General features: G+C 69.6%; 20 protein-coding genes. 17 read left to right on the forward strand and 3 right to left on the reverse strand.

Going from position 1 to position 23,082, the window contains the following annotated elements; translation table 11 throughout:
• Positions 1-44: 44 nt before the first annotated feature.
• A complete protein-coding gene (locus ACWDSL_RS17275) occupies positions 45-461 on the forward strand; it encodes a CBS domain-containing protein (RefSeq protein ID WP_014178679.1) in 417 nt (138 codons plus the stop codon).
• Positions 462-569: 108 nt separating this feature from the next.
• On the opposite strand, the gene ACWDSL_RS17280 is transcribed toward ACWDSL_RS17275, so the two are convergent.
• On the reverse strand, positions 570-1,406 hold the full coding sequence (locus ACWDSL_RS17280; RefSeq protein WP_450486152.1) for a C40 family peptidase: 837 nt from the start codon (positions 1,404-1,406) through the stop codon (positions 570-572).
• Positions 1,407-2,133: 727 nt separating this feature from the next.
• Between ACWDSL_RS17280 and ACWDSL_RS17285 the strand changes: the two genes are divergently transcribed.
• Genes ACWDSL_RS17285 through nuoN form a run of 14 tightly spaced genes read left to right on the forward strand, consistent with a single transcriptional unit; the run spans position 2,134 to position 18,239 of the window.
• Positions 2,134-2,493 carry an NADH-quinone oxidoreductase subunit A gene (locus ACWDSL_RS17285; RefSeq protein ID WP_089509764.1) on the forward strand — a complete coding sequence of 120 codons (360 nt, stop codon included), beginning with the start codon at positions 2,134-2,136 and terminating at the stop codon, positions 2,491-2,493.
• Positions 2,494-2,530: 37 nt separating this feature from the next.
• Positions 2,531-3,085: a NuoB/complex I 20 kDa subunit family protein gene (locus ACWDSL_RS17290; RefSeq protein WP_385613702.1), complete on the forward strand. Its 555-nt coding sequence runs from the start codon at positions 2,531-2,533 to the stop codon at positions 3,083-3,085.
• Entirely contained in the window at positions 3,082-3,816 is a 735-nt protein-coding gene (locus tag ACWDSL_RS17295) for an NADH-quinone oxidoreductase subunit C (protein ID WP_450486154.1), read from the forward strand. The genes ACWDSL_RS17290 and ACWDSL_RS17295 overlap by 4 nt, the downstream gene beginning before the upstream one ends.
• Complete coding sequence (locus ACWDSL_RS17300) at positions 3,816-5,159, forward strand: NADH-quinone oxidoreductase subunit D (RefSeq protein ID WP_450486156.1); 1,344 nt, start codon at positions 3,816-3,818, stop codon at positions 5,157-5,159. The genes ACWDSL_RS17295 and ACWDSL_RS17300 overlap by 1 nt, the downstream gene beginning before the upstream one ends.
• A 17-nt stretch (positions 5,160-5,176) precedes the next feature.
• Positions 5,177-5,923, forward strand: a complete 747-nt coding sequence (gene nuoE / locus ACWDSL_RS17305) for an NADH-quinone oxidoreductase subunit NuoE (RefSeq protein WP_450486211.1) — start codon at positions 5,177-5,179, stop codon at positions 5,921-5,923.
• Positions 5,923-7,314 (forward strand): NADH-quinone oxidoreductase subunit NuoF, encoded by a 1,392-nt coding sequence (gene nuoF / locus ACWDSL_RS17310; RefSeq protein WP_450486158.1) that lies wholly within the window; start codon positions 5,923-5,925, stop codon positions 7,312-7,314. Before nuoE ends, nuoF begins: the two co-directional genes overlap by 1 nt.
• Entirely contained in the window at positions 7,311-9,806 is a 2,496-nt protein-coding gene (locus tag ACWDSL_RS17315; protein ID WP_450486160.1) for an NADH-quinone oxidoreductase subunit G, read from the forward strand. Before nuoF ends, ACWDSL_RS17315 begins: the two co-directional genes overlap by 4 nt.
• Positions 9,803-11,170 carry an NADH-quinone oxidoreductase subunit NuoH gene (gene nuoH, locus ACWDSL_RS17320; RefSeq protein ID WP_450486162.1) on the forward strand — a complete coding sequence of 456 codons (1,368 nt, stop codon included), beginning with the start codon at positions 9,803-9,805 and terminating at the stop codon, positions 11,168-11,170. The genes ACWDSL_RS17315 and nuoH overlap by 4 nt, the downstream gene beginning before the upstream one ends.
• Entirely contained in the window at positions 11,163-11,774 is a 612-nt protein-coding gene (nuoI, locus tag ACWDSL_RS17325) for an NADH-quinone oxidoreductase subunit NuoI (protein WP_450486164.1), read from the forward strand. The genes nuoH and nuoI overlap by 8 nt, the downstream gene beginning before the upstream one ends.
• A 5-nt stretch (positions 11,775-11,779) precedes the next feature.
• A complete protein-coding gene (locus ACWDSL_RS17330; protein ID WP_450486213.1) occupies positions 11,780-12,727 on the forward strand; it encodes an NADH-quinone oxidoreductase subunit J in 948 nt (315 codons plus the stop codon).
• Positions 12,724-13,023 carry an NADH-quinone oxidoreductase subunit NuoK gene (gene nuoK, locus ACWDSL_RS17335; protein ID WP_014178692.1) on the forward strand — a complete coding sequence of 100 codons (300 nt, stop codon included), beginning with the start codon at positions 12,724-12,726 and terminating at the stop codon, positions 13,021-13,023. Before ACWDSL_RS17330 ends, nuoK begins: the two co-directional genes overlap by 4 nt.
• Positions 13,024-13,038: 15 nt before the next feature.
• A complete protein-coding gene (gene nuoL / locus ACWDSL_RS17340; protein ID WP_450486166.1) occupies positions 13,039-14,934 on the forward strand; it encodes an NADH-quinone oxidoreductase subunit L in 1,896 nt (631 codons plus the stop codon).
• Between the two features lie 3 nt (positions 14,935-14,937).
• Positions 14,938-16,587, forward strand: coding sequence for an NADH-quinone oxidoreductase subunit M (locus ACWDSL_RS17345; RefSeq protein WP_450486168.1), 1,650 nt, complete (start codon positions 14,938-14,940; stop codon positions 16,585-16,587).
• A complete protein-coding gene (nuoN, locus tag ACWDSL_RS17350; RefSeq protein WP_450486169.1) occupies positions 16,584-18,239 on the forward strand; it encodes an NADH-quinone oxidoreductase subunit NuoN in 1,656 nt (551 codons plus the stop codon). The genes ACWDSL_RS17345 and nuoN overlap by 4 nt, the downstream gene beginning before the upstream one ends.
• Positions 18,240-18,326: 87 nt before the next feature.
• Here nuoN and ACWDSL_RS17355 read toward each other — a convergent pair whose 3' ends face one another.
• A complete protein-coding gene (locus tag ACWDSL_RS17355) occupies positions 18,327-18,824 on the reverse strand; it encodes a hypothetical protein (RefSeq protein WP_450486171.1) in 498 nt (165 codons plus the stop codon).
• A gap of 49 nt (positions 18,825-18,873) precedes the next feature.
• Positions 18,874-20,103, reverse strand: a complete 1,230-nt coding sequence (gene fahA, locus ACWDSL_RS17360) for a fumarylacetoacetase (RefSeq protein ID WP_450486173.1) — start codon at positions 20,101-20,103, stop codon at positions 18,874-18,876.
• Between the two features lie 219 nt (positions 20,104-20,322).
• Between fahA and ACWDSL_RS17365 the strand changes: the two genes are divergently transcribed.
• A complete protein-coding gene (locus ACWDSL_RS17365; protein WP_450486175.1) occupies positions 20,323-21,579 on the forward strand; it encodes a carboxylate--amine ligase in 1,257 nt (418 codons plus the stop codon).
• 55 nt (positions 21,580-21,634) lie between these two features.
• Positions 21,635-22,837, forward strand: a complete 1,203-nt coding sequence (locus ACWDSL_RS17370; protein WP_450486177.1) for an FAD-dependent oxidoreductase — start codon at positions 21,635-21,637, stop codon at positions 22,835-22,837.
• Positions 22,838-23,082: the final 245 nt, after the last annotated feature.

Consider the following 23,082-nt stretch of genomic DNA (forward strand, 5'->3'; position numbering starts at 1 on the left):
CGCGGGTCGGTTCCGCCGGCGGTGGGCCGTCAGGAGGACACACCATGACCAAGGCCGCAGACATCATGCACCCGGGCGCGCAGTGGATCCCCAAGTCCCAGACGGTGGACCGCGCGGCCCAGCTGATGCGGGACCTGAACGTCGGGGCGCTGCCGATCGCCGATGAGAACGAGCGGCTGTGCGGCATCCTGACCGACCGCGACATCGTCGTCGGCTGTGTCGCCGAGGGCAAGGACTGCTCCAGGACGACGGCGGGGGAGCTGGCCAAGGGCACGCCGCGCTGGATACCGGCCGATGCGGACGTCAGCGATGTGCTCCGGGAGATGGAGCAGAACAAGATCCGCAGGCTGCCGGTGATCGACAAGAACAAGCGGCTGGTCGGCATCATCAGCGAGGCCGATCTGGCCCACCACCTCACCGAACCCCAGATCGCCGAGTTCGTGGAGAAGGTCTACGCATAGGCCCACGCCTGACGCCGGTACGGAATGAGGCCGCCGCCCCGGACGCCGACTGACGTACGGGAAGGCGGCCCCATTTCTGCTCGGCTCGCGATTCTGGGCTCTCCGGGCCTAGAGGAGGCGGACGGCGCCGGTCGGCGGGTCGTAGCTCAGCGGGCGCTCGACGATGCCGGTGCTCGGGTTCTGGGCGCCGATGAACTTGCCGTCGCCGATGTAGACGCCGACGTGGTACGCGCTGCCCCGGCCGCCCCAGTAGAGCAGGTCGCCGGGCTGGAGGTTGTCCAGCGATACGGCGGTGCCCTGGTTGGACTGGTCCTGCGACACGCGCGGCAGGCTGATGCCGATCTGGTTGAAGGCGGCCTGGGTCAGGCCGGAGCAGTCGTACGAGGAGGGGCCGCTGGAGCCCAGCACGTACGCCTTGCCCAGCTGGGCCTTCAGGAAGCTGATCACCGTCGCGGCATTGCCGGTCGCCTTCGTCGCGGTGGACGTGGCGTTCGACGTGGCCTTGGACGTCGCGGTGGAGAGGGTGGTGCGCTCGGCGGCGCGGGACGCCCGCTCGGCCTTCTCCTGGGCCGCACGGCGGGCGGCGGCCTTGCGCGCCGCCTCCTTGGCCTCGCGCTCCTTGCGGTCGGCCTCGACCTTGGCCTTCGTCGCCGCGGTCTTGGCCTTGGCGGCGGCCTGGTCCTGCTGCGCCTGGAGCTGGTAGTCGAAGGCCGCCTGGTGGGTGGCGTCGGCGGACTGCGCCGCGGTGCTCGCCAGAGTGTCGCCGAGGGTCGGCATCTCGAGGGTCGTCTCGGCGGCGGCCGGCTCGGCGGCCAGAGCGGGTGCGGCGGCGCCGGCGACCGCGAGCGTCAGAAAGCCACCGGTGACCCCGGTGCGGAGTGCACGCGTGGGGGCGGCGGCACGGCGGGGCTTCCGGTGGCTGGGTATGTGTGCGGTCTGGGACATGGGTCCAACGGCTATCAGGGGTCGTAGGCCGGGATCAAGAAAAGTGGCGTGCGCCACATTTGACGTGTACACGTCTGAAATTGCGGGTTCTCGATCTTGTTCCGGGGTCCTGGCGCCGTGTCCGAATTTTTCGATCATGCCCATACGCACGGCATTTGGCGGCCCTGGCGGGCTCCCGTGCGGCCTACCATCAACCCGACTGGTGCACCAAGGATTCCCGTCAAATTGAGATCCACAACCTTTCGCGGGGTGGGATACCTCACTCCCGAACCCGGCTCGTGAACGAAAGCGCGTAGTAGCGATCAAGGGGCGGCGGGGCGGCGGCGGGTCGGGGTGACGGCGTCGCGGTCCGCGACCGGGTCACTCATCGGGATGGATGCCTCATATCAGACGGAAGGGTTCATCGCAAATTTGCGTGTAGGTACCATAGCTTGTAAAGAGCGCAAGCCGCTCACCTGTGGCGACGGATCCGTATGTCACGTCTCGTGATCGATCGGATGCTTCGAGTGCAAGATCACTTCTCATCCGACTTCATGATCCTTCGTCAGGTGGTGGAGATCACAAAGACGTTGTTGCACCCCGTGTCGCAGATCACATACCGGCGGGCATAGGATGCAGCGAAACGGGCTTGTGAACTGCCTCACATGTGCGCGATCTTCGTGAGTGCGGTCCGCGCAGTCCGTGTGGTCCGCCAACCAGTCATCGTCGACTGAAGGGAGCGAGGACGGTGAACGCATACGCGCCCATCCTCGTACTGGGAGCCCTCGGGGCAGGCTTTGCGATCTTCTCGGTCCTCATGGCCACGATCATCGGCCCCAAGCGCTACAACCGGGCCAAGCTCGAGGCCTATGAATGCGGCATCGAGCCGACGCCACATCCGGCCGGCGGTGGGCGCTTCCCCATCAAGTACTACCTGACGGCGATGCTCTTCATCGTCTTCGACATCGAGATCGTCTTCCTCTACCCCTGGGCGGTCACCTTCGACGCCATGGGGCTGTTCGGGCTCGTGGAGATGCTCCTCTTCGTGCTCACCGTCTTCGTCGCCTACGCGTATGTGTGGCGACGCGGCGGCCTGGAGTGGGACTAGCGGCCTGGAATGGACTGAGTGAGAGGAGAACCGTCCCATGGGTATCGAAGACAAGCTGCCGAGCGGCTTCCTGCTGACCACCGTGGAGCAGGCGGCGGGACTGGCGCGAAAGTCCTCCGTCTTCCCGGCCACCTTCGGGCTCGCCTGCTGCGCCATCGAAATGATGACCACCGGCGCCGGCCGCTATGACCTGGCCCGCTTCGGTATGGAGGTCTTCCGCGGCTCGCCCCGACAGGCCGATCTGATGATCGTGGCCGGGCGGGTCAGCCAGAAGATGGCCCCGGTGCTGCGGCAGGTCTACGACCAGATGCCGAATCCGAAGTGGGTCATCTCGATGGGCGTGTGCGCCTCCTCGGGCGGCATGTTCAACAACTACGCGATCGTGCAGGGCGTCGATCACATCGTCCCGGTCGACATCTATCTGCCCGGCTGCCCGCCGCGGCCCGAGATGCTCTTGGACGCGATCATCAAGCTGCACCAGAAGATCCGCGAGGAGAAGCTCGGCGTGAACCGCGAGCGCGCGGCCCGCGAGGCGGAGGAAGCGGCGCTCAAGGCGCTCCCGACGATCGAGATGAAGGGGCTGCTGCGTTGACTGAGGCTAATGGGGTCAACCCCGACAAGGACCTCAACGCCGAGAACCTGCCCGGCAGCCGCGGCGACCAGGGCGAGCCCATCCGCGTCCAGCGCGGCATGTTCGGCGCCAACAACGGCGGCGACACCTCGGGCTACGGCGGCCTGGTGCGGCCCGTACGGCTGCCCGGCGCGGCCTCCCGGCCGTACGGGGGCTGGTTCGACGAAGTCGCCGACGAACTCGAGGGCGCGCTCGAAGAGCAGTCGCTGGTCCCGGAGAACGCGATCGAGAAGACCGTCGTGGACCGCGACGAGCTGACCTTCCACATCGCGCGCGAGCATCTGCCGACGGTGGCCAGGACCCTGCGCGACGACCCGGCGCTCCGCTTCGAGCTGTGCACGGGCGTCAGCGGCGTCCACTTCCCCGGCGACAAGGGGCGTGAGCTGCACGCCGTCTACCACCTGCGCTCGATCACCCATAACCGGTTGATCCGGCTGGAGGTGAGCGTCCCCGACAGCGACCCGCACCTCCCGTCGATCGTCGACGTCTATCCGACCAACGACTGGCATGAGCGCGAGGCGTACGACTTCTTCGGCCTGGTCTTCGACGGACATCCCGCGCTCACGCGGATCATGATGCCCGACGACTGGCAGGGCTTCCCGCAGCGCAAGGACTATCCCCTGGGCGGTATCCCCGTCGAGTACAAGGGCGCCCAGATCCCGGCTCCGGACCAGCGGAGGTCGTACAGCTGATGTCTGCCACCCACGCAACCCCCTCCGCCTCCTCCGCCTCCACGCGCGAGACGACCGAAGGCACCGTCTACACCGTCACCGGCGGTGACTGGGACGAGGTCGTGGCCGCAGCGTCCCGGGCCGACGACGAGCGGATCATCGTCAACATGGGGCCGCAGCACCCGTCCACCCACGGCGTGCTCCGGCTGATCCTGGAGATCGACGGCGAGACGGTCACCGAGGCCCGCTGCGGCATCGGCTATCTGCATACCGGGATCGAGAAGAACCTCGAATTCCGGAACTGGACGCAGGGCACCACCTTCGTGACCCGCATGGACTATCTGACGCCCTTCTACAACGAGGCCGCGTACTGCCTGGGCGTCGAGAAGCTGCTGGGCATCGAGGATCAGGTGCCGGACCGGGCCTCGGTCATCCGGGTCATGCTGATGGAGCTCAACCGGCTCTCCTCGCATCTGGTGGCGATCGCCACCGGCGGTATGGAGCTCGGTGCGACCACCATCATGATCTACGGCTTCCGTGACCGCGAGATGATCCTGGACATCTTCGAGCTGATCACCGGCCTGAGGATGAACCACGCGTACATCCGGCCCGGCGGGCTCGCCCAGGATCTGCCGCCCGGGGCGGTCGACCAGGTGCGCGCCTTCGTGAAGAAGATGCGCAAGAACATGCCCGAGTACGACAAGCTCGCGACCGGGAACCCCATCTTCAAGGCCCGGCTGCAGGACGTCGGCTATCTCGACCTGGCCGGCTGCATGGCGCTCGGCATGACCGGACCGATACTGCGGGCCACCGGGCTGCCGCACGATCTGCGCAAGTCCCAGCCGTACTGCGGCTATGAGAACTACGACTTCGAGGTCCCCACCGCTGACACCTGCGACGCCTACGGCCGCTTCCTGATCCGGCTGGAGGAGATGCGCCAGTCGCTGGGGATCGTCGAGCAGTGCCTGGACCGGCTGGCGCCGGGACCGGTCATGGTCGAGGACAAGAAGATCGCCTGGCCGGCGCAGCTGGCGCTGGGGCCGGACGGGCTCGGCAACTCCCTCGACCACATCAAGAAGATCATGGGCACCTCGATGGAGGCCCTGATCCACCACTTCAAGCTGGTGACCGAGGGGTTCCGGGTCCCGCCGGGGCAGACGTACACGGCCGTCGAGTCGCCCAAGGGCGAGCTGGGCGTGCACATGGTCAGCGACGGCGGCACCCGCCCGTTCCGGGTGCACTTCCGCGACCCGTCCTTCACCAACCTGCAGTCCGTGGCGGCGATGTGCGAGGGCGGCCAGGTCGCCGACGTGATCGTCGCCGTGGCGTCCATCGACCCTGTGATGGGAGGCGTCGACCGGTGAGCGATGTGCAGCTGGGAATGCCGCAGCTCCCCGCCCCCGACTACCCGGCCGAGGTCCGGGCACGGCTCGAGGCGGATGCCGAGGAGGTGATCGCCCGCTACCCCGACAGCCGCAGCGCGCTGCTGCCGCTGCTGCACCTGGTGCAGTCGGAGGAGGGCCATGTCACCCGCACCGGGGTCCGGTTCTGCGCCGAGGTGCTGGGGCTGACCACCGCCGAGGTCACCGCGGTCGCCACCTTCTACACCATGTACCGGCGGAAGCCCTCCGGCGACTACCAGGTGGGGGTGTGCACCAACACCCTGTGCGCGGTGATGGGCGGCGACGCGATCTTCGAGGCCCTGCAGCGCCATCTGGGCGTCGGCAACGGAGAGACCACCGACGACGGCAAGATCACCCTTGAGCACATCGAGTGCAACGCGGCCTGCGACTACGCGCCCGTGGTGATGGTCAACTGGGAGTTCTTCGACAACCAGACCGTGGACTCCGCCAAGCAGATGGTCGACGACCTCCAGGCGGGCCGCACTGTCGAGCCGACCCGCGGCGCTCCGCTGTGCACCTTCAAGGAGACCGCGCGCATCCTCGCCGGATTCCCCGACGCGCGCCCGGGCGCGGTCGAGGCGAGCGGCAGCGCCGGCCCGGCCTCGCTGGTGGGGCTGCGGCTGGCCAAGGGCGAGGCGGCCCCGGGCCGCGTCGTATCGCCCAGGTCCGCGGACTTCCCGCCGGACGAGCAGGCGTCCGGCCGGGTCGCTGAGGAGGGGGAGTGATGACCGTGACCGTCGAGCGGGGCGAGAGCAGCCCCGAGAAGCTGCTGGCACCCGTGCTGTCCTCGTTCTGGGACGAGTCCAAGTCCTGGAGCATGGAGACCTATCTGCGCCACGACGGGTACGAGGGCATGCGCAGGGCCCTCGCCATGGCACCCGACGATGTGATCGCGCTGGTGAAGGACTCGGGGCTGCGCGGCCGCGGCGGTGCGGGCTTCCCCACCGGGATGAAGTGGCAGTTCATCCCGCAGGGCGACGGCAAGCCGCACTACCTGGTCGTCAACGCGGACGAGTCGGAACCCGGCACCTGCAAGGACATCCCCCTCCTCTTCGCCAATCCGCACGCCCTCATCGAGGGCATGATCATCGCCTGTCATGCCATCCGCTCCCAGCACGCCTTCATCTATCTGCGCGGTGAAGTCGTGCCCGTGCTGCGCCGGTTGCACGAGGCCGTACGCGAGGTGTACGAGGCGGGCTACCTCGGCAAGGCCGACGCGCGCAGGCAGAAGCTGGGGCTGGCCGATCTGCCCGATCTGCCCGATCTCGAGATCACCGTGCACGCGGGCGCCGGCGCGTACATCTGCGGTGAAGAGACCGCGCTGCTGGACTCCTTGGAAGGGCGGCGCGGCCAGCCGCGGCTCCGGCCTCCCTTCCCGGCGGTCGCGGGTCTGTACGCGTGCCCCACTGTCGTCAATAACGTCGAGTCCATCGCGTCGGTTCCCGCCATCCTCACCAAGGGCAAGGAATGGTTCCGGTCGATGGGCAGCGAGAAGTCCCCGGGCTTCACGCTCTACTCGCTGTCCGGGCATGTCGCGGCCCCCGGCCAGTACGAGGGCCCGCTGGGCATCACCCTGCGGCAGCTACTGGACATGAGCGGCGGCATCCGGCCCGGTCACCGGCTGAAGTTCTGGACGCCCGGCGGCTCGTCGACGCCGCTGCTCACCGAGGAGCACCTGGACGTCCCCCTCGACTACGAGGGCGTGGGCGCTGCCGGTTCGATGCTCGGCACCAAGGCGCTGCAGTGCTTCGACGAGACGACCTGTGTGGTGCGCGCGGTGACCCGCTGGACCGAGTTCTACGCGCATGAGTCCTGCGGCAAGTGCACGCCCTGCCGCGAGGGCACGTACTGGCTGGTTCAGCTGTTGCGCGACATCGAGGCCGGCAAGGGCCGCATGGAAGACCTCGCCAAGCTGGCCGACATCGCCGACAACATCAACGGCAAGTCGTTCTGCGCGCTGGGCGACGGCGCCGCCAGCCCCATCTTCTCCTCCCTGAAGTACTTCAAGGAGGAGTACGAGCAGCACATCACCGGTGGCGGGTGCCCCTTCGACCCCGCCAAGTCCACCGTATGGGCCGACGATCCGAGCTCCACTCACCTGGGGGTGACCGCATGACCGTGACCACCAATGCACCCTCCGGAGGCGGAGAGGCAGCGGTGCCACGCGAAGATCTGGTCTCTGTCACCATCGACGGAATCGAGATCTCCGTCCCCAAGGGGACCTTGGTGATCCGCGCGGCCGAGCTGCTCGGTATCGAGATCCCCCGCTTCTGCGACCATCCGCTCCTCGACCCGGCCGGCGCCTGTCGCCAGTGCATCGTCGAGGTCGAAGGTCAGCGCAAGCCGATGGCCTCCTGCACGATCACCTGCACCGACGGGATGGTGGTCAAGACCCAGCTCACCTCGCCCGTGGCCGAGAAGGCGCAGCGCGGTGTGATGGAGCTGCTGCTGATCAACCACCCGCTGGACTGCCCGGTCTGCGACAAGGGCGGCGAGTGCCCGCTGCAGAACCAGGCCATGTCCGCCGGGCAGGCCGACAGCCGCTTCGAGGGCCATAAGCGCACCTTCGCCAAGCCGGTGCCGATCTCGCCGCAGGTGCTGCTGGACCGCGAGCGGTGTGTGCTGTGCGCGCGCTGCACCCGGTTCTCCAACCAGGTCGCGGGCGACCCGATGATCGAGCTGCTGGAGCGCGGCGCCCTGCAGCAGGTGGGCACGGGCGAGGGCGACCCGTTCGAGTCGTACTTCTCCGGCAACACCATCCAGATCTGCCCGGTGGGCGCGCTGACGTCGGCCGCCTACCGCTTCCGCTCCCGCCCCTTCGACCTGGTCTCCTCGCCGAGTGTGTGCGAGCACTGCTCGAGCGGCTGCGCGACCCGCACCGACCACCGGCGTGGCAAGGTCATGCGGCGGCTCGCGGCGGACGACCCCGAGGTCAACGAAGAGTGGATCTGCGACAAGGGGCGCTTCGGCTTCCGCTACGCGCAGCTCCCCGACCGGCTCACCACTCCGCTGGTGCGCGACCGGGAGACGGGCGAACTGGAGCCGGCGAGCTGGCCCGAGGCGCTGGAGGCGGCGGCCACCGGCCTGGCCGCGGCCCGCGGGCGCGCGGGCGTGCTGACCGGCGGCCGGCTCACCGTCGAGGACGCGTACGCGTACGCGAAGTTCGCCCGCGTCGCCCTGGACACCAACGACATCGACTTCCGGGCCCGGGCGCACAGCGCCGAGGAGGCCGACTTCCTGGCCACCCAGGTGGCGGGCCGGGGCCGCGACCTGGACGGCGGCGGCCTGACGTACGCCGCGCTGGAGAAGGCCCCGGCCGTCCTCCTGGTCGGCTTCGAATCGGAGGAGGAGGCGCCCGGCGTCTTCCTGCGGCTGCGCAAGGCCCACCGCAAGCACGGCCAGCGCACCTTCTCACTGGCCACCCACGCCACCCGTGGCCTGACGAAGGCGGGCGGCACGCTGCTGCCCGCGGCCCCCGGCACCGAGACCGAGTGGCTGGACGCGCTCGCGGGCCGCACCGGCCTGGACGCCGACGGGGAGCGGGCGGCCGAGGCGCTGCGCCTCGACGGCGCGGTGATCGTCGCAGGTGAGCGGCTTGCGACCGTACCGGGCGCGCTGACCGCCGCCGTACGGGCCGCCGCCGCCACCGGCGCCACGCTGGTCTGGATCCCGCGCCGGGCGGGGGAGCGGGGCGCCATCGAGGCGGGCGCGCTCCCCGGGCTGCTGCCCGGCGGCCGTCCGGTCGTCGATCCGCGGGCCCGCGAGGAGACCGCCGAGGTCTGGCGCGTCGCCGAACTGCCCGCCCGGACGGGCCGGGACACCGGCCGGATCGTCGAGGCTGCCGCCGACGGCGAGCTCGGCGCGCTGGTGGTCGCGGGCGTCGAGATCGCCGATCTGCCCGACCCGGCGCGGGCCGCCGAGGCCCTGGAGACGGTCGGCTTCCTGGTCAGCCTGGAGCAGCGGCCCACCGAGGTCACGGCGCACGCGGACGTGGTGCTGCCGGTCGCGGCGGTCGTCGAGAAGGCGGGCACCTTCCTCAACTGGGAGGGGCGGGCCCGGCCGTTCGAGGCGGCCATCAAGCCCGACCAGATGACCCGCCGCCATGTCCTTCCGGACGCCCGGGTGCTGCACATGCTGGCCGACGCCATGGATGTGCCGTTCGACCTGCCGGACGTCCAGGCCGTACGGGACGAGCTGACGCGGCTCGGCACCTGGCCCGGCTCCCACGGCATCGGGCCGATGGAGACCGGCGGGCCGCTGCCCCGTCCCGGCGAGGGCGAGGCGCTGCTCGCGGGCCACCGGCTGCTGCTGGACCAGGGCCGGCTCCAGGAGGGCGACGCGGCGCTCGCCGCGACCCGCCACGCGGCGGTCATCCGGCTGTCGGAGGCGACCGCGGAGGAGGCGGGGCTGCGCGACGGGGAGCCCGTACGGGTCACCGGCCCGGCCGGGTCGCTCCAGCTGCCCCTGGCGGTGACGGCGATGCCCGACCGGGTGGTCTGGCTGCCGCTGAACTCGACGGGCGGCGGCGCGTACCACGACCTGGGCGCGCGTCCCGGTGAACTGGTCAAGATCGGCGCTCCCGCGACCGAACCGGAGGTGACCTCATGAACCTGAGCTACCTCGCCGCAGAAGACCTGTCGATGTTCGGCCGCGACCCCTGGTGGCTGATCCTGATCAAGGCGGTTTTCTGCTTCGCCTTCCTGATGGTGACCGTGCTGATCTCCATCGTCATGGAGCGCAAGGTCGTCGGCTGGATGCAGCTGCGCATCGGCCCGAACCGGCACGGCCCCTGGGGCATGCTCCAGTCCCTGGCCGACGGCGTGAAGCTGATGCTGAAGGAAGACATCGTCGTCAAGGGCGCGGACAAGGTCGTCTACGTCCTGGCGCCGGTCGTCGCGGCCATCCCCGCCTTCATGGCGGTCGCGGTCATCCCCTTCGGCCCGGCCGACAACGAGATCTCGATCTTCGGGCAGCGCACCACGATGCAGCTGACCGACCTGCCGATCGCGATCCTCTACATCCTGGCCACCGCCTCGGTGGGCATCTACGGCATCGTGCTGGCGGGCTGGTCGTCCGGTTCCACGTATCCGCTCCTCGGCGGCTTGCGTTCCTGCGCCCAGATGATCAGCTACGAGATCGCGATGGGCATGTCCTTCGCGGCGGTCTTCCTCTACTCCGGGTCGATGTCGACCTCCGAGATCGTCAACTCCCAGCACGACCGCTGGTACGCGCTGCTGTTGCCGGTCTCCTTCATCATCTACATCATCGCGATGGTCGGTGAGACCAACCGCGCGCCCTTCGATATGCCGGAGTCCGAGGGCGACCTGGTCGGCGGCTTCAACACCGAGTACTCGTCCATCAAGTTCGCGATGTTCATGCTCGCCGAGTACATCAACATGGTCACCGTCTCGATGGTCGCGGTCACCCTCTTCCTGGGCGGCTGGCGGGCGCCATGGCCGATCAGCACCTTCTGGGAGGGGGCCAACCACGGCTGGTGGCCGATGCTCTGGTTCGTCGGCAAGGTCCTCTCGTTCCTGTTCGCCTTCGTCTGGATCCGCGGCACGCTGCCGCGGGTGCGCTACGACCAGTTCATGAAGCTGGGCTGGAAGGTCCTCATCCCGGTCTCCATGGTCTGGCTGATGCTGGTCGCGACCGTGCGGGCGCTGCGCAACGAGAACTACGACTACCAGGACATCGTGCTGTACGTCGGCGGCGCGGTCCTCGTCCTGTTGCTGCTGTCGTTCGTCGTCGACATCTTCCGCGACAGGGAAGCGCGGGCCGAGGCGGAGGCGGAGGCCGACGGCGGCCCGGAGCCCGCCTTCGACCCGATGGCGGGCGGCTTCCCGGTGCCACCGCTGCCCGGCCAGACCCTGCCGCCCGCACCGCGCCGACGCCCGCGACACGACCGCGAGCTGATTGTCAGTGGCGGGCCCGACACTGTCAGTGACGGAAAGGAGGCCGACGGTGTCTGACTTCCAGAACCCGGTGGCCGGCTTCGGCGTGACCTTCAAGGCCATGTTCAAGAAGCGGCTCACCGAGCAGTACCCCGAGGAGAAGAAGCCGACCGCGCCCCGATTCCACGGACGCCACCAGCTCAACCGCCATCCGGACGGGCTGGAGAAGTGCGTCGGCTGCGAGCTGTGCGCCTGGGCCTGCCCGGCGGACGCGATCTATGTGGAGGGCGCGGACAACACGGAGGAGGAGCGCTACTCCCCGGGTGAGCGCTACGGCCGCGTCTACCAGATCAACTATCTGCGCTGCATTCTGTGCGGCCTGTGCGTGGAGGCGTGCCCGACGCGCGCGCTGACCATGACCAATGAGTACGAGCTCGCCGACCGGACCCGCGAATCGCTCATCTACACCAAAGAGGAGCTGCTCGCGGGGTTGGAGGAGGGCATGGTCGACTCCCCGCACGTCATCTACCCCGGCATGGACGAGCAGGACTACTACCGAGGTCTGGTGACCGAGGCCGCGCCCGGGACGGTGCGCCAGGTGGCGGTCAGCAAGGGCGAGACCGCGCCCGAGGACGCGGCCGATGACGCCCCGGAGGGAAAGCAGCAGGAGGTGCAAGCGTGAGCAGCATGCTGGCCGCCGCCACGAGCACCACCTCAACCGGCGAGGCGGTGCAGTTCTGGGTCCTCGCCACCGTGGCCGTGATCGGCGCCCTGGGCACGATCCTGATGCGCAAGGCCGTGCACAGCGCCCTGTGCCTGGCGGGCACCATGATCGTTCTGGCGGTCTTCTACCTGGCCAACGGCGCGTACTTCCTGGGCGTCGTCCAGATCGTCGTCTACACCGGCGCGATCATGATGCTCTTCCTCTTCGTCGTCATGCTGGTCGGCGTCACCGCCGCCGATTCGCTCAAGGAGACGCTGAAGGGGCAGCGCTGGCTCGCCGCCCTGTGCGGGCTCGGGTTCGGCATCCTGCTGTGCGCCGGGATCGGCAATGCCTCGCTGAAGAGCTTCAAGGGCCTGGGCGAGGCCAACTCCGGCGGCAATGTGGAGGGCCTGGCCCGCCTGATCTTCACCAAGTACGTCTTCGCCTTCGAGATCACCGGCGCGCTGCTGATCACCGCGGCGGTCGGCGCGATGGTGCTGACCCACCGCGAGCGTACGGAGCGCGCGCTCAGCCAGCGTGAGCAGGCCGAGCGGCGAGTGCGCACCGGTACGCAGGTGCCGCCGCTGCCCGCGCCCGGCGTCTACGCCCGGCACAACGCGGTGGACATCCCCGGTCTGTTGCCCGACGGCACGCCCGCCGAGCTCTCGGTCAACGCGACGCTGCGCGGCCGCGGCCAGATCCGGGACGTCTCCGGGAAGGCGCTGGCCCAACTGGCCGCCCTGGAGCAGCGCTCGGCGCGCTGGCTGGGGCGGGACGCCAAGGGCGGCAAGGGCGCGGGGCGCCCCGGGGGCGCGAAGGGCGCCGGGGGTGCCGAGGGCGCCGAAGGCGCCGACCGCCACGACAGTGCCAACGGCGCGGCAGGTTCGGGCGGCGCCGATCATCCGGAGGACTCGAAGGGGGTCGCCAAGTGAACCCGGTCAACTACCTGTACCTGGCCGCCCTGTTGTTCACCATCGGCGCGGCCGGGGTGCTGATCCGGCGGAACGCGATCGTCCTCTTCATGTGCGTCGAGCTGATGCTGAACGCGTGCAACCTGGCGTTCGTCACCTTCTCCCGGATGCACGGCAATCTCGACGGCCAGATCATCGCGTTCTTCACGATGGTCGTCGCGGCCGCCGAAGTCGTGGTCGGCCTCGCGATCATCGTGTCGGTGTTCCGCGCCCGCCATTCGGCCTCGGTCGACGACGCCAGCCTGATGAAGCTCTAGAAGGGTCGCGTTCACGTGGAGAACCTCATCGGATTGCTTGTCGCGGCCCCGCTGCTCGGCGCGGCCCTGCTGCTGTGCGGGGGGCGGCGGCTGGACGGCAAGGGCCATTTGCTGGGCACCGCGCTCGCGCTCGCCTCTTTCGTGATCGGGGCGGTGCTCTTCGCGGACATGCTCGGCCGGGACGAGCGCGACCGGGCCCTGCACAGCCATCTGTTCAGCTGGATCCCGGTCGGCGGCTTCCGGGCGGACGTCGCCTTCCAGCTCGACCAGCTGTCGATGACCTTCGTGCTTCTGATCACCGGTGTGGGCGGCCTGATCCACATCTACTCGATCGGCTATATGGAGCACGACGAGCGCCGCCGCCGCTTCTTCGGCTATCTCAACCTCTTCCTCGCGGCGATGCTGCTGCTCGTCCTCGCCGACAACTACCTGCTGCTGTACGTGGGGTGGGAGGGCGTCGGCCTCGCCTCGTATCTGCTGATCGGCTTCTGGCAGCACAAGCCCAGCGCGGCCACGGCGGCGAAGAAGGCGTTCATCGTCAACCGGGTGGGCGACGTCGGCCTGTCGATCGCCATCATGCTGATGTTCACGACCTTCGGCACGTTCGCCTTCGCCCCGGTGCTCTCGAACGCCACCGAAGCGGGCGAGGGCAAGCTCACCGCCATCGGGCTGATGCTGCTCCTGGCGGCCTGCGGCAAGTCGGCCCAGGTGCCGCTGCAGTCCTGGCTCGGGGACGCCATGGAGGGCCCGACCCCGGTCTCCGCCCTGATCCACGCGGCCACCATGGTGACCGCGGGCGTCTATCTGATCACCCGCTCGGGCGCGATCTTCAACAACGCGCCGGACGCGCAGACCGCGGTGGTCACCGTCGGCGCGGTGACGCTGCTCTTCGGTGCGATCGTCGGTTGCGCGAAGGACGACATCAAGAAGGCCCTGGCGGGCTCGACCATGTCGCAGATCGGCTACATGATCCTGGCCGCCGGGCTCGGCCCGATCGGCTATGTCTTCGCGATCATGCACCTGGTCACCCACGGCTTCTTCAAGGCGGGGCTCTTCCTCGGCGCCGGCTCGGTCATGCACGGCATGAACGACGAGGTCGACATGCGCAAGTACGGCGGCCTGCGGAAGTACATGCCGGTCACCTTCGTGACCTTCGGGCTCGGCTATCTCGCGATCATCGGCTTCCCGGGGCTTTCCGGCTTCTGGTCCAAGGACAAGATCATCGAGGCGGCCTTCGCCAAGGGCGGTACGGAGGGCTGGATCCTGGGCGGCGCGACGCTGCTCGGCGCCGCCATCACCGCGTACTACATGACCCGCGTGATGCTGCTGACCTTCTTCGGCGAGAAGCGCTGGGAACCCGACGAGCAGGGCAATGAGCCACACCCCCACGAGTCGCCGAAGTCCATGACCATTCCGATGATCGTGCTGGCCTTCGGATCGGTCTTCGCCGGCGGGCTGTTCAGCCTCAACGACGCGTTCCTGAAGTGGCTGGAGCCCGTCACCAGCCACAGCCACGGGGACTCCCCGCTCAGCGCCGCCACCGTCACCGCCGGGACCATGGTCGTCCTGCTGATCGGCGTCGCGATCGCCTGGCTGCAGTACGGGCGCCGGCCCGTTCCGCGCACCGCACCGCGCGGCAGCCTGCTCACCCGGGCCGCCCGGCGCGACCTGTTGCAGGACGACTTCAACCACGTCGCCCTCGTCAAGCCCGGTGAGTATCTGACCCGCGGACTGGTCTATGTGGACCACAAACTGGTCGACGGCGTGGTCAACGGCACCGCGGCCTCGGTCGGCGGCCTCTCCGGGCGGCTGCGCAAGCTCCAGAACGGCTACGCCCGTACGTACGCGGTCTCGATGTTCGGCGGTACGGCGGTGCTCATCGCCGCGACCCTGCTGATGAGGGCGGTCTGAGTCATGTCATTTCCTCTGCTGACGGTCACGGCCGCGGTGCCCGCGCTGGGCGCGGTCGCCACCGCCGCCGTGCCCGCCGTCAAGCGCGCCGCCGCCAAGTGGGTTGCGCTGGGCTTCTCGCTGGCCACGCTCGTCCTGGCGGCGATCGTGCTGGTGCGCTTCGACCCGGACGGCGCCCACTTCCAGCTCACCGAGTCCCACCCTTGGATCAATGACTTCGGCGTGCGGTACGAACTGGGGGTGGACGGCATCGCGGTCGCGCTGATCGCGCTGACCGCGGTCCTCATCCCCTTCATCATCCTGGCCGGGTGGCATGACGCCGACCCGCTGGAGGAGGCCAACCCCAACCGTCGCTGGCGGCCCACCCAGGGCTTCTTCGCGCTGATCCTGATGGTCGAGGCGATGGTGGTGATCTCCTTCGAGGCCACCGACGTCTTCGTCTTCTACATCTTCTTCGAAGCCATGCTGATCCCGATGTACTTCCTCATCGGCGGCTTCGGGGACCGGGCCGGAGGGCGGTCCGAGGAGGAGTCGGCCACCCAGCGCTCGTACGCCGCCGTCAAGTTCCTGCTCTACAACCTGGCGGGCGGCCTGATCATGCTGGCCGCGGTGGTCGGCCTGTACGTGGTCACCGCCGACGACCTGGGCACCGGCACCTTCTCGCTGCAGCAGATCACCGACGCCCGGGCCGCGGGCACCCTGGACATCGCGACCGGCACCGAGCGGCTGTTGTTCCTCGGCTTCTTCTTCGCCTTCGCCGTGAAGGCGCCGCTGTGGCCGCTGCACACCTGGCTGCCCAACGCGATGGGGGAGGCCACCTCCCCCGTCGCCGTGCTGATCACCGCGGTGGTCGACAAGGTCGGCACCTTCGCGATGCTCCGCTTCTGCCTCCAGCTCTTCCCGGAGGCCAGCAAGTGGGCCACGCCGGTGATCCTCGTCCTCGCCCTGATCAGCATCATCTACGGGGCGCTGCTCGCCATCGGCCAGCGGGACATCAAGCGGCTGATCGCATACGCCTCGATCTCCCACTTCGGCTTCATCATCCTCGGCATCTTCGCCATGACGACGCAGGGCCAGGGCGGAGCCACCCTGTACATGGTCAACCACGGCATCTCGACCGCCGCGCTGATGCTGGTGGCCGGATTCCTGATCACCCGCCGCGGATCGCGCCTCATCGCCGACTACGGCGGGGTGCAGAAGGTCGCCCCGGTGCTCGCCGGCACCTTCCTGATCGGCGGTCTGGCCACCCTGTCACTGCCCGGCCTGGCGCCGTTCATCAGCGAATTCCTGGTCCTGGTCGGCACGTTCAGCCGCTATCCGGTGCTCGGCATCATCGCGACCGTCGGCATCGTGCTGGCCGCGCTGTACGTCCTGGTGCTGTACCAGCGCACCATGACCGGCCCGGTGAAGGCCGAGGTGCGGGGCATGCCCGATCTGAAGGTGCGCGAGCTGGTGGTGGTGGCGCCGCTGATCGCGCTGCTGATCTTCCTCGGCGTCTACCCGAAGCCGCTGACCGACATCGTCAACCCGGCTGTCGATCACACGCTGTCCGTGGTGGACAAGAAGGATCCCAAGCCCGATCACCCCGTCACTGACGCGGGCTGGTTCAGCTACAGCCCGATGCACGACCGTGATTCCGGAGGTGCCAAGTGAGCCATGCGGCCACTGTCCACAGCCTGTGGACGACAGCGGCGGTGTCGCCCCCCGACAAGATCCCGACGCCGCATATCGAGTACGGCCAGCTGGCGCCCACCCTGATCGTCCTCGGCGCCGCGATCGTCGGGGTGCTGATCGAGGCCCTGCTGCCGCGCCGCCATCGCTACGCCGCCCAGCTCTTCGTCTCCGTGGTCGCCCTGGCCGCGGCCTTCGCCGCCGTCCTGGGCCTCGCGGCCGGGGACTACGGCACGAGCAAGGCGCGCATCGCGGCCATGGGCGCCATCGCGGTCGACGGACCCGCGCTCTTCCTGGAGGGCACGATCCTCCTCGTCGCGCTGGTCGCGGTCTTCACCTTCGCCGAGCGGCGGCTCGACCCGGCGGCCCACGGCAATCGCGTCGACTCCTTCGCCGCGCAGGCGGCCGCCGTCCCGGGCGGAGACGCCGAAAAGGCCGCGGTCAAGGCGGGGTTCACCACCACCGAGGTCTTTCCGCTGCTGCTCTTCGCGGTGGGCGGCATGCTCATCTTCCCCGCCGCCAACGACCTGCTGACGCTCTTCGTGGCGCTGGAGGTCTTCTCGCTCCCGCTGTATGTGCTGTGTGCGCTCGCCCGGCGCCACCGCATGCTCTCGCAGGAGGCCGCCGTCAAGTACTTCCTGCTCGGCGCCTTCTCGTCCGCCTTCCTGCTCTTCGGGATCGCGCTGCTGTACGGCTACGCGGGCACCGTCACCTACGGCGGGATCGCCGATGTCGTCGACGGCACGGTCCGCGAGGTCACCCCGGCGCTCGCCGGGACCATGGGCAATGACGCGCTGCTGCTCATCGGCGGCGCGATGGTGCTGATGGGCCTGCTGTTCAAGATCGGTGCCGTCCCCTTCCACATGTGGACGCCGGACGTCTACCAGGGCGCCCCGACCCCGGTGACCGGCTTCATGGCGGCGGCGACCAAGGTCGCGGCGTTCGGCGCGCTGCTGCGGCTGCTGTACGTCGTACTGCCGGGGCTGCGCTGGGACTGGCGGCCGGTGATGTGGGGGGTGGCGATCGTCACCATGCTGGGCGGCGCGATCGTCGCGGTCACCCAGACCGATGTGAAGCGGCTGCTGGCCTACTCCTCGATCGCCCACGCCGGCTTCATCCTGGCCGGTGTCATCGCCATGACGCCCGACGGCATCTCCTCGGTCCTCTTCTACCTCGCCGCGTACTCCTTTGTGACCCTCGGCGCGTTCTCCGTGGTCACCCTGGTCCGCGACGCGGGCGGCGAGGCCACGCATCTGTCCAAGTGGGCCGGGCTCGGCCGCCGTTCGCCCCTGGTGGCCGCGGTCTTCGCGGTCTTCCTGCTGGCCTTCGCCGGAATCCCGCTGACGAGTGGTTTCGCGGGGAAGTTCGCGGTCTTCAAGGCGGCGGCCGACGGGGGCGCAGGGCCGCTGGTGGTGATCGGTGTGATCTCCTCGGCGATCGCGGCGTTCTTCTACATCCGGGTGATCGTCCTGATGTTCTTCAGCGAGCCGCGGACGGAGGGCCCGTCGGTGGCGGTGCCGTCCCCGCTGACCTCGGCGGCGATCGCGATCGGCGTCGCGGTGACGATCGTGCTGGGCGTCGCCCCGCAGTACTTCCTCGATCTGGCCGGCCAGGCGGGGGTCTTCGTACGCTGAGCGCCCGTCGCCTTGTGCGGCCGCTCGGCGGCCGACCGCCCGGTCCCCCGTGTGGGGGCCGGGCGGACGCGCTTCAGGGCCGTCAGGTCAGCCGCCGGTGATGCCGCCGACGCTCTCCAGACCGGGGATGTCGGTCGGGATGTTGGTCGGGATGTCGGCGGGGGTGGTCACCTTGGTGAAGGTGTCGTTCATGCCGGCGTCCCAGCTGACCTTGAGGGTCTTGCCGTCCGCGCTCGCCGTCACCTTGCCCATGGTGCGGTCCGTGTTGCCGTCGGCGCACTCGAGCATCAGCATCTTGTTGCCCATGTCGGCGTACTCGCCTTTGCACTGGTGCTTGCCCGCGATCAGGGCCGCCTTCTGGCCGCTGATGGACAGGATCATCGCCTCACCGCCGGACTTGGACATAAAGGCGCCCGACACCTTGCCGCCCGCGCCCCCCTCCGCAGGGGCGCTCGACTGCTCGCTCGCCGGGGCCTTCGTCGACGGGTCCGACTTGCTGTCGCCCCCGTCGCTGTCGCTGCCGCATCCGGTCAACAGCAGGGCGGCCGCGGCCGCCGCACCGGCGATGCGCACTGCCTTGATCACGTGTTTCTCCTCGGTTGTGGGGACGGGAACACGACAAGCTAGCAGCCGCTCAGGGCGTGGACGGGACGACGCAACCGGTTACTTCCCCTAGTGCGACACGGTTGTTACCGGGGCCCGGGGCCCAAGCGGTGAGGGTCACCTCGTCGCCGTCCTCCAGGAACGTCCGCTCGCCGTCGGGCAGTCGCAGCGGGTCGCGGCCCGACCAGGTCAACTCCAGCAGACAGCCGCGCTGATCGGGCTCGGGGCCGCTGACCGTTCCGGAGGCGAAGAGGTCGCCGGTGCGCAGCGAGGCGCCGTTGACCGTCATATGCGCGAGCTGCTGGGCGGCCGTCCAGTACATGGCCGCGAAGGGCGGATGGGAGACGGGGTGGCCGTTGATGGCGACCTCGATGCGCAGGTCGAGCCCGCCCGGCTCGGCGGAGTCGTCGAGGTAGGGGAGGAGCGGGACGTCGCGGGTGGGCGGGGCGGTACGGGCGGCGGCGAGGGCGTCCAGCGGGGTGATCCAGGCGGCCACGGAGGTGGCGAAGGACTTTCCGAGGAAGGGGCCGAGCGGGCGGTACTCCCAGCTCTGGATGTCGCGCGCGGACCAGTCGTTGAGCAGGCATACGCCGAAGACGTGGTCGTGGAACCCGGAGAGCGGCACCGGTGTATTGAAAGGTGAAGGGGCACCGACGACGAAGGCGACCTCAGCCTCGAAGTCGAGCCGGCGTGTGGGGCCGAACGGGGGGAGTGCGGAATGGCCGGCGGGCGGGCGGAGTTGGCCGCGGGGGCGTACGACGGGCGTGCCGGAGACCACGACCGTGCCCGCGCGCCCGTGGTAGCCGATGGGCATGTGCTTCCAGTTGGGGGTGAGCGGTCCGCCCTCCGGGCGGAAGATCCTGCCCACATTGGACGCGTGGTGCTCGCTGGCATAGAAGTCGACGTAGTCGGCGACTTCGAAGGGCAGATGGAGCGTGACGGTGGTGAGGGGGTGCAGAAGGGGCTCGATGGCGGACCGGTGCGCCGACTCGGTCAGCCAGCCGCGCAGCTCTTCTCGTACGGCCTGCCAGACCGGACGGCCCGCGGCCATCAGCGGATTGAGCGTCGGATGGCCGAGCAGCGCGGCGTGCGGGGAGCCGACGGCGGCCGCGGCGGCGCCCGCGTCCAGCACATGGTCGCCGTAGCGGACCCCGATCCGGCGCAGGTCAGGGGCATCGGGGGTGGTGAAGACGCCATAGGGGAGGTTGTGCGGGCCGTACGGATCGTCATGGGGCAGGTCGAGCGGGCTCAGTGGTGGCATGGGTGTGCCTCGCCTTCTCGTCGTCGCCGGGGGCTGCGCGGGATCACCGGCCCACACCCTACGGGGGCGGGCGCACGAAGGGAGGACTGTACCGACTGTTACCTAAAGGGATAGCAATGTCCGGATAGTCTTGCCCTGGTCATCAATTCCCCAGTAGCGTCCTTAATCGGGTCACGCACGGTGGGGGGGCCACTGCGCTGCGGTGACCGAGGGGGACTCGTGGCGAGCAGTGACGTGCCGTTCGCGGTGGACCGCACGGTGCCCGGTCTGATCGTGAAGATCGGCGACTACCCGCTGCACCACGGGGGCGTCGGCGCCATCCGGTCCCTGGGCCGCCTGGGCATCCCCATGTACGCCGTCACCGAGGACCGTTGGACTCCGGCCGCGCTCTCGCGCTATCTGGAGCGGGCCTTCGTCTGGCCGACCACCGGCATGGAGCGGCCGGAGCGGCTGGTGGAGGGGCTGCTGCGGATCGGGCGGGCGATCGGGCGGCCGGCCGTCCTGCTGCCGACGGACGAGGAGGCGGCGGTGCTGATCGCCGAGCACGCCGACACCCTCGCCGGGGAAGGTCGTTTCCTCTTCCCGCGTGCGGAGCCCGGTCTGCCCAGGCGCCTGGCCAGCAAGCAGGGGCTGTACGAGCTGTGTCTGGACCACGACGTGCCCACCCCCGCCGCGGCGTTCCCCGATTCGTACGCCGACGTCAAGGAGTTCGCGGCGACCGCGCGCTTCCCGGTGGTCGCCAAGAACCGGGAGGCGTTCGAGCGGCGCAGAAGGCCGGCGGTCGGCGGCACCACGCGGATCACCGGGCCGCGTGAGCTACTGGCGCTGGCGGCCGGGTGGGGTCCGCGGCCCGGGGTGATTCTGCAGGAGTATCTGCCGAGAGAGGAGGCCGAGGACTGGATCGTGCACGCCTACGTCGACGCGGAGAGCACGCCACTGGCGATGTTCACCGGGGTCAAGGTGCGGTCCTGGCCGCCGCATGCGGGCATGACGGCCTGCGCCTATGCGGTGGACAACCCAGAGCTGGCGGAGCTGGCCGCCCAGTTCATCAAGCGGATCGGCTTCTCCGGGATCGTCGATCTGGACTGGCGCTTCGACCGGCGGGACGGGCGGTACAAACTGCTCGACTTCAACCCCCGTATGGGCGCGCAGTTCCGGCTCTTCGAGAGCGAGGCGGGGATCGATGTGGTCCGCGCCCAGCACCTGGACCTGACGGGGCGCAAGGTCCCGGAGGCCGAGCGGCGCGCGGACCGGCGGTTCGTCGTGGAGAACATCGACCTGCCCGCGCTGCTCGCCTACCGCCGCAGCGGATACACCACCCCGCACGCGCCCGCCCGTGCGAGCGGGACCGAACTGGCGTGGGCCGCGCGCGACGACATGAAGCCGTTCTTCACGATGCTGGCGCGCTGTGTGCGGCCCGGCGCGGTCCACCTGTACCAGCGGTGGCGCGCCACCAATAGGTCGCGCCACCAATAGGTCGCGCCATGAGTAGGTCGCACCACGAGTAAGTGATGTCTCGGGGAGGGGACTTGTGAACGATCCGGTAGCAGTCATCGGGGCCGGTCCTTACGGCCTGTCGGCGGCGGCCCATCTGCGTGCGCGCGGCCTGTCGGTCCGCGTCTTCGGGACACCGATGGTGAGCTGGCGTGAGCACATGCCGGCCGGGATGCTGCTCAAATCCACCCCGGTGGCCTCGAATATCGACGCCCCGCAGGTGGGGCACACACTGCTCGACTTCTGCTGTGCGGAGGGCGGCAAGCGCTATGAGTCGGACTGGGACATCATCCCGGTCGAGACCTTCGCGCGGTACGGGTTGTGGTTCCAGGAGCGGCTGGTGCCGGAGCTGGAGCGGGTGCGGGTGGTGTCGGTCGACCGGCGGGGCCGCCGGTTCGAGCTCAAGCTGGACTCGGGGGAGCAGTTCGCCGCGCGCGCCGTGGTGGTCGCCAGCGGGCTGGCCGGGCTCGCCCATCTGCCCGCCGAGTTCGCCGCCGCCGTCCCCGACGGGCCCTCTCCCACCGGGCCCGTCTCGCACAGCTCACAACACCGCGACCTGCGGCGGTTCGCCGGGCGTGAGGTGGTGGTGGTCGGGGCCGGGCAGTCGGCGCTGGAGTCCGCGGTGCTGCTCGCCGAGGCGGGCGCCGCGGCGGTGCGGGTGGTGGCGCGGGGGCCGCGCGCGGTCGCGTTCGGCGCGCCGCCGGACCGTCAGCCGCGGCTGCGCCCCGAGTCGCCCTTCGGGCGCGCCTGGTCGCTGTACGCGCTCTCGCACCACGCCGCGGCCTTCAGGCGGCTGCCCGCACCGGCCCGGCGGTATCTGGTCCGCACGGTGCTGGGGCCGCTGGGAGCCTGGTGGCTGCGGGAGCGCTTCGCGGGGCGGGTGCAGGTCACACAGGGGCAGCGGGTCACCCGGGTGGAGGTGGGGAGCGGCGGGCGCGTGGCGCTCTCCCTGCGCGGTGGCGGGCGCGCCGGTGAGCTGGCCGCGGACCATGTGATGGCCGCGACCGGTTACCGGATGAATGTGGCGGCGCTGGGCTTCCTCGGGCCGGAGCTGAGGGCCGAGGTGGTGAGCAGGGCGGGAGGGCCGTGGCTGGACGCGGGCTATGGCTCCTCCGTACCGGGCCTGTACTTCACCGGGTTGCCCGCGGCGGCGAGCTTCGGGCCGGTCATGCGCTTCGTCTGCGGCACCGAGTACGCCTCGCCCCGGCTGGCGAAGGCGGTGGCGCTGGCCCATGGGTGACGGTCGGTATGGCCACCCGCCCGAGGGAGCTGTGTCGGCCGCGGATGGCACAGCCGATCACGGATTGACCGACTGTTGATCAGTGATCGACCCAGAGTCGATCACTGAATGATCGGGGACCTGAACACGTTTGATCTGCCGGTGAGCGCGGAGAATGTCGTGGGGGGCCGGTCGGCAGAGCGCCGGAAGTGATAGCTCGCACAAGGCGGGAAGGCGCCCATGGTGATCGCCAGCCGACCGGATAC

Source organism: Streptomyces sp. NPDC000941 (genome assembly GCF_053599555.1).

Coding starts and splice junctions, on each gene's coding strand:
- nuoE (WP_450486211.1), top strand. CDS start 5,177: ATGCCGCAGCTCCCCGCCCCCGACTACCCGGCCGAGGTCCGGGCACGG.
- ACWDSL_RS17315 (WP_450486160.1), top strand. CDS start 7,311: ATGACCGTGACCACCAATGCACCCTCCGGAGGCGGAGAGGCAGCGGTG.
- nuoF (WP_450486158.1), top strand. CDS start 5,923: ATGACCGTGACCGTCGAGCGGGGCGAGAGCAGCCCCGAGAAGCTGCTG.
- ACWDSL_RS17280 (WP_450486152.1), bottom strand. CDS start 1,406: ATGTCCCAGACCGCACACATACCCAGCCACCGGAAGCCCCGCCGTGCC.
- nuoH (WP_450486162.1), top strand. CDS start 9,803: ATGAACCTGAGCTACCTCGCCGCAGAAGACCTGTCGATGTTCGGCCGC.
- ACWDSL_RS17345 (WP_450486168.1), top strand. CDS start 14,938: ATGTCATTTCCTCTGCTGACGGTCACGGCCGCGGTGCCCGCGCTGGGC.
- ACWDSL_RS17330 (WP_450486213.1), top strand. CDS start 11,780: ATGCTGGCCGCCGCCACGAGCACCACCTCAACCGGCGAGGCGGTGCAG.
- ACWDSL_RS17275 (WP_014178679.1), top strand. CDS start 45: ATGACCAAGGCCGCAGACATCATGCACCCGGGCGCGCAGTGGATCCCC.
- ACWDSL_RS17290 (WP_385613702.1), top strand. CDS start 2,531: ATGGGTATCGAAGACAAGCTGCCGAGCGGCTTCCTGCTGACCACCGTG.
- fahA (WP_450486173.1), bottom strand. CDS start 20,103: ATGCCACCACTGAGCCCGCTCGACCTGCCCCATGACGATCCGTACGGC.
- ACWDSL_RS17300 (WP_450486156.1), top strand. CDS start 3,816: ATGTCTGCCACCCACGCAACCCCCTCCGCCTCCTCCGCCTCCACGCGC.